At 39.0% G+C, this 5792-nt stretch carries 4 protein-coding genes and 2 pseudogenes; 3 read left to right on the top strand and 3 right to left on the bottom strand.

Annotation, left to right across the window (positions count from 1 at the left end):
* Window positions 1–417 precede the first annotated feature (417 nt).
* Window positions 418–687 carry a 30S ribosomal protein S15 gene (gene rpsO, locus HMPREF2619_RS05400; protein WP_001018251.1) on the bottom strand — a complete coding sequence of 90 codons (270 nt, stop codon included), beginning with the start codon at window positions 685–687 and terminating at the stop codon, window positions 418–420.
* 204 nt (window positions 688–891) lie between these two features.
* Here rpsO and HMPREF2619_RS05405 point away from each other — a divergent pair, with 204 nt between their 5' ends.
* From HMPREF2619_RS05405 to thrS, 3 genes and pseudogenes are all read left to right on the top strand, one after another.
* A complete protein-coding gene (locus HMPREF2619_RS05405) occupies window positions 892–1263 on the top strand; it encodes a hypothetical protein (RefSeq protein WP_070459766.1) in 372 nt (123 codons plus the stop codon).
* A 121-nt stretch (window positions 1264–1384) separates the two neighbouring features.
* Window positions 1385–1512: pseudogene (locus HMPREF2619_RS11800) on the top strand (AAA family ATPase); the annotation flags it as partial.
* A 73-nt stretch (window positions 1513–1585) separates the two neighbouring features.
* Entirely contained in the window at window positions 1586–3529 is a 1944-nt protein-coding gene (gene thrS / locus HMPREF2619_RS05410; protein ID WP_070459769.1) for a threonine--tRNA ligase, read from the top strand.
* Between the two features lie 211 nt (window positions 3530–3740).
* On the opposite strand, the gene HMPREF2619_RS05415 is transcribed toward thrS, so the two are convergent.
* Together HMPREF2619_RS05415 and HMPREF2619_RS05420 are read right to left on the bottom strand one after the other, a co-directional pair.
* Complete coding sequence (locus tag HMPREF2619_RS05415; RefSeq protein ID WP_004251231.1) at window positions 3741–4790, bottom strand: DUF389 domain-containing protein; 1050 nt, start codon at window positions 4788–4790, stop codon at window positions 3741–3743.
* 683 nt (window positions 4791–5473) lie between these two features.
* Window positions 5474–5792: pseudogene (locus HMPREF2619_RS05420) on the bottom strand (FtsX-like permease family protein); the annotation flags it as partial.

Consider the following 5792-nt stretch of genomic DNA (forward strand, 5'->3'; position numbering starts at 1 on the left):
TCTGGTTTATTTTACCTTACAGTGCTAGGAACCGTAACCGAAGATTATACTTGAGTATATCGAGGTAAGGTGAAAAAAATAAAAAAGCTCTCTGAAATTAGAGAGCTCTATTCTTGCTGGATAAAACGTTTATAGACTAGGCGGCAAGCCGAAGATTGTACAAAAATTTTAGTGAAACAAAAAAATCTCCCCCAAGGGAGAAGATCTGGTTTATTTTACCTTACAGTGCTAGGAGACGTAACCGAAGAACATACTTGAGTATATTGAGGTAAGGTGACGACATAAAAAGCCCTCTGATATCAGAGAGCTTGATTCTTGCTGGATAAAACGTTTATAGACTAGGCGGCAAGACGAAGATTGTACTGATGGTACATCGAGGCGAAGCCAACGAAGTATAGAAACGTTTTAGACGCAAGATTAACGACGAAGTCCAAGAGAGTTGATTAACTCACGGTAACGGTTAACGTCGTTTTTGCGCAAGTATGCAAGCAAGTTACGACGGCGACCGATTTTCTTCATCAATCCACGGTAAGTAGCGTGGTCTTTTTTGTGTTGTTTGATGTGTTCGTTAAGGTGGTTGATTTCCCAAGTAAGGACAGCAACTTGAACCTCTACTGAACCTGTATCACCTTCGTGACGTGCATATTGTGCAATGATTTCATTTTTTTTCTCTTTTGAGATTGCCATGATGTTTCTCCTTTTTATTTGGCTTCATCCGAGTGACAGGTTGGCATGCCTGTAACCAAGAAGAAGTTATTTGTCTTTACGACAATTTCTATTCTACCAATAACTAAGTTCTTTGTCAACTAATTTACTATCCATACCACAAATATGCTATAATATTCATAGGAAGGATATCTAAGTTGATAGTTTTATAACGAGGTGATTACCATGCGTAAATTGTTCAAATATCTCCCCTACTATCTGGTCGTATTTTTCTTTTATTGTCCACTTTATGGATTATTTATACTACTATTACAGAATCCAAAACTAACGGAGCTCTATCTTTTAAATATATTCATCATTTCGCCTGTTGTAGTTTTTATAGTTTCTCTTCTTTATAGTTATCGATTTGGTTTTTCACTGCATTGGCTTTTAGGTAGTTGCTTGCTCTATGGCTTTACAATCATTCCTTTCAGAGAATTTATCATTGTTTATTTCCTTGCCTATGAAATTCTTATTCTACTAGGTACAGTTATTGGTGCCGCTATCAGGTATCTAATGCAAAAACTGAAAAGCAAAAAACTTTCACAAAATCCTTGAAAAATCTCACAATCATGCTATAATAATGCATAGAGACAAGTCACTTAGAATCTTTCTACCAGAGAGTGCGTGGTTGCTGAGAACGCATAGGAAGTCTAAACTGATACTACTCTACTAACTTTTATGCAAACATAAAACGGTGGCCACGTTAGAGCCAATCAGAGGTGTCAACAGTTTTTGTTGTACATAAATGAAGGTGGAACCACGTTGCGACGTCCTTTCGAGGATGTCGCTTTTTGTTTTTCTTGATTTAAGTCTGTAAAAATAGGGAAACACTTCTGCTATAAAAATAATTGATAACTAATAATATAAGGAGAAAATCATGATTAAAATTACTTTCCCAGATGGCGCTGTTCGTGAATTCGAATCTGGCGTTACAACTTTTGAAATTGCTCAATCTATCAGCAATTCCCTAGCTAAAAAAGCTCTCGCTGGTAAATTTAACGACAAACTCATCGACACTACTCGTGCCATCACTGAAGACGGAAGCATCGAAATCGTGACACCTGATCACGAAGATGCCCTTCCAATCTTGCGTCACTCTGCAGCACACTTATTTGCCCAAGCTGCTCGTCGCCTTTTCCCAGACATTCACTTGGGAGTTGGTCCAGCGATCGAAGATGGTTTCTACTACGATACAGACAACCAAGCGGGTCAAATCTCTAACGAAGACCTTCCTCGTATCGAAGAAGAAATGAAGAAAATCGTTAAAGAAAACTTCCCATCAATCCGTGAAGAAGTGACTAAAGATGAAGCGCGTGAAATCTTCAAAAACGATCCATACAAGTTGGAATTGATTGAAGAACACTCAGAAGACGAAGGTGGCTTAACTATCTACCGTCAAGGTGAATATGTAGACCTTTGCCGTGGCCCACACGTCCCATCAACTGGTCGCATCCAAATCTTCCACCTTCTCAACGTAGCTGGTGCTTACTGGCGTGGAAATAGCGACAATGCTATGATGCAACGTATCTATGGTACAGCTTGGTTTGACAAGAAAGACTTGAAAAACTACCTTCAAATGCGTGAAGAAGCTAAGGAACGTGACCACCGTAAACTTGGTAAAGAATTGGATCTCTTCATGATTTCTCAAGAAGTTGGTCAAGGTCTTCCATTCTGGTTGCCAAATGGTGCCACTATCCGTCGTGAATTGGAACGCTACATCGTCGACAAGGAAATCGCCGCTGGTTACCAACACGTCTACACTCCACCAATTGCCTCAGTAGAACTTTACAAGACTTCTGGTCACTGGGATCACTACCGTGAAGATATGTTCCCAACCATGGATATGGGTGATGGTGAAGAATTCGTTCTTCGTCCAATGAACTGTCCTCACCATATCGAGGTCTTTAAACACCACGTTCACTCATACCGTGAATTGCCAATCCGTATTGCTGAAATCGGTATGATGCACCGTTATGAAAAATCTGGTGCTCTTACAGGGCTTCAACGTGTACGTGAAATGTCCCTTAATGATGGTCATACTTTCGTAACACCTGAACAAATTAAAGATGAATTCCAACGTACACTTCAATTGATTATCGACGTTTACGAAGATTTCAACTTGACTGACTATCGTTTCCGTTTATCATATCGTGACCCTCAAGATACTCACAAGTACTTTGATAACGATGAGATGTGGGAAAATGCTCAACGTATGTTGAAATCAGCTATGGATGACATGGGACTTGACTACTTTGAAGCTGAAGGTGAAGCAGCCTTCTACGGACCAAAATTGGATATCCAAGTTAAGACTGCCCTTGGTAAAGAAGAAACTCTTTCTACTATCCAGCTTGACTTCTTGCTCCCAGAACGCTTCGACCTTAAATATATCGGAGCTGATGGTGAAGAACACCGTCCAGTTATGATTCACCGTGGGGTTATCTCAACTATGGAACGCTTCACAGCGATCTTGATTGAGAACTACAAAGGTGCCTTCCCAACATGGCTGGCACCACACCAAGTAACCCTCATCCCAGTATCTAACGAGAAACATGTGGACTACGCTTGGGAAGTGGCTAAGAAGCTCCGTGACCGTGGTGTCCGTGCAGACGTGGATGAGCGCAATGAAAAAATGCAGTTCAAGATTCGTGCGTCTCAAACTCAAAAGATTCCTTACCAATTAATCGTTGGAGACAAGGAAATGGAAGAGAAGGCTGTAAACGTTCGCCGTTATGGTCAAAAAGAAACTGAAACTATGCCGGTAGATGCATTTGTAGAATTGATTCTTACAGACATCGCTAACAAATCACGAGTTGAAAAATAAACGATAAAACCTGGGATAAAAATTCCAGCTAAATAAAGAAGCAACAACTGAAAACGTTGTTGCTTTTTATATTTTGTTTCACCTGAGTTAGTAATGATTGGTCAAGCCACCACAAATAGTATCCTCATCAACAATCCTTTTATCCATTAACTTTTGGATATAGGATATCCTCCCAGGATTTGCTTCCATGAGTTAGATAAGTTGACTATCCTCAGTCCTTGTCTGCCTCATTTTCTTTTATGAGGTCTTTTTGTGAATCTTTTTCAGAGAGTTTTTGATCGATATACTGGTTAATTGTTTCGTAAAATTCCTTGGTCGCCTCACTATCTAATTTTGTCGAATTATGGACTTGATTGACTTTTAATTGAACAGATTGAATACCGTAAGAGGCTTGTTTTTGGCGGATGGTTTCTAATTCTTCTTCTGAAATCGGATCTCCAACAACAGTCAAGACTAATTCATTGCTCCTTGACTTGTAGACTTGATTAATGACCGTATGATTAGCGAACTCTTTGCCTACAAACTGTTTAATCCCTTCTTTTCGTGCTTGATCCATCGTCAGAGTGACTGCTGAATAGCTGGCTGGAAGAACCAATAATACAATCAAGGAAATCAAACCAATTCTCATTTTAATGTTTAGCTCTTTAAATGAACTTAAGGGAGATTTTCTCATCATAATTCTTGTTCCAACAATGTTGATTAACATGATAAAGACACAGTTGATCAAGAAAAGATAAAGAGCCCCAAATAAAAATCGTACATTTCCATTAGCTAAACCATATCCTGCAGTGCAGATAGGTGGCATCAGAGCTGTTGCGATGGCTACTCCTGGTACGATATTGTTTGCTTCTTTTTTCCTTGAACCAATGAAACCTGCTATCCCACCAGCAATAGCAATGAGAACATCCCAAATGGTTGGAGAGGTTCGTGCGATCAACTCGCTACTTGCATAAGATAAAGGCGAAATCCAGAAATACAGAGTCGATACAAGCAAACTGACCAATACTTGAGTAAATAAAACCTCTAGAGATTGCTTGATTAAACGCGTATCAAAAATAGCTAAACCAAACCCCAGTCCAACAATCGGTGTCATAAGAGGGGAAATCAGCATGGCTCCAATAATGACAGCTGTTGAGTTCATATTTAGACCTATAGAGGCAATAAAAATCGCACACATCAAAATCAGTGTATCTCTTAATCGAACATGAAGGTCATCATATAGTTTCTCGCGGAATTCACGTGTTGAATAGTTTCCGGACATTGGTTACTCCTTTTATTTCATATAATCTTGTTTCTGCATGGATGATAGTAGAGAGACTTCTGTCCAATCTTACATATTTTTAATTCTCACCTGTCATTCTTTTGAAAATTATCCTTTATACTCAATGAAAATCAAAGAGCAAACTAGGAAGCTAGCCGCAGGCTGTACTTGAGTACGGTAAGGCGACGCTGACGTGGTTTGAATTTGATTTTCGAAGAGTATTAAATATCCATCAGTCCATCCTTGATATTATATCAAAAATTTTACAGTCTTTCTCTGAAGAAATCAATTAATTTAAAAGATAGAGAAAGGAAGAAATTTTTGTATCCTTATCCGAAGAAGAAAAACGATATCTCCTCTGAAAGTAGATACCGTTTTAATGTTTAAACATGATGAGTTTGTAGTAGCAATCCTAGCTGATATCGCCAACAAATCACGTGTTGAGAAATAAGATATAAAACCTGGTACAAAATCCCAGCTACTAAAAGAGAGGCTGGGACAAAAGTCCTAGCCTCTCAATTGTCTTTGGATTGTCGAGCAAGACGCAGTGGTTGAGTGGGCTCTACTACGCTGATTTCATCAGCTTTTACAGCCCTACTCAACTGTGCGGAGGGGGGACGACGAAATCGAATTCTAACGAATTAACGATTTCTGTCCCACTCTCTTTTTTGATGTTTCTATTTTTACATTTGAACAATTCTACGATAGCTTCTTGAAGTAATCATAAAGATAAGTACGTAGATGAAGGCAAAGATACCACAAATAGAAAGTGTTACACTTAACATCATAGCTGTATCTACTACCCCAATAACCTTAAGAATCAAACTTAACATATGATAGGCAAAAGCCAAGTGTAGGAAAGCAAAGATTACAGGGAGGAAGAAAACAGTCAAGACCTGCTTGTTAATGGTTTGTTTGATTTGTTTTTGATCCAAGCCCACTTTTTGCAGGATGACAAAGCGTTCACGATCCTCATAACCTTCTGAGATTTGTTTATAGTAG

The organism is Streptococcus sp. HMSC074B11 (assembly GCF_001808705.1).
Classification (GTDB): Bacteria; Bacillota; Bacilli; order Lactobacillales; family Streptococcaceae; genus Streptococcus.

Excerpts from the sequence above, each read along its gene's own strand:
- thrS (WP_070459769.1), top strand. The coding sequence starts at position 1,586 with ATGATTAAAATTACTTTCCCAGATGGCGCTGTTCGTGAATTCGAATCT.
- HMPREF2619_RS05415 (WP_004251231.1), bottom strand. The coding sequence starts at position 4,790 with ATGTCCGGAAACTATTCAACACGTGAATTCCGCGAGAAACTATATGAT.
- rpsO (WP_001018251.1), bottom strand. The coding sequence starts at position 687 with ATGGCAATCTCAAAAGAGAAAAAAAATGAAATCATTGCACAATATGCA.
- HMPREF2619_RS05405 (WP_070459766.1), top strand. The coding sequence starts at position 892 with ATGCGTAAATTGTTCAAATATCTCCCCTACTATCTGGTCGTATTTTTC.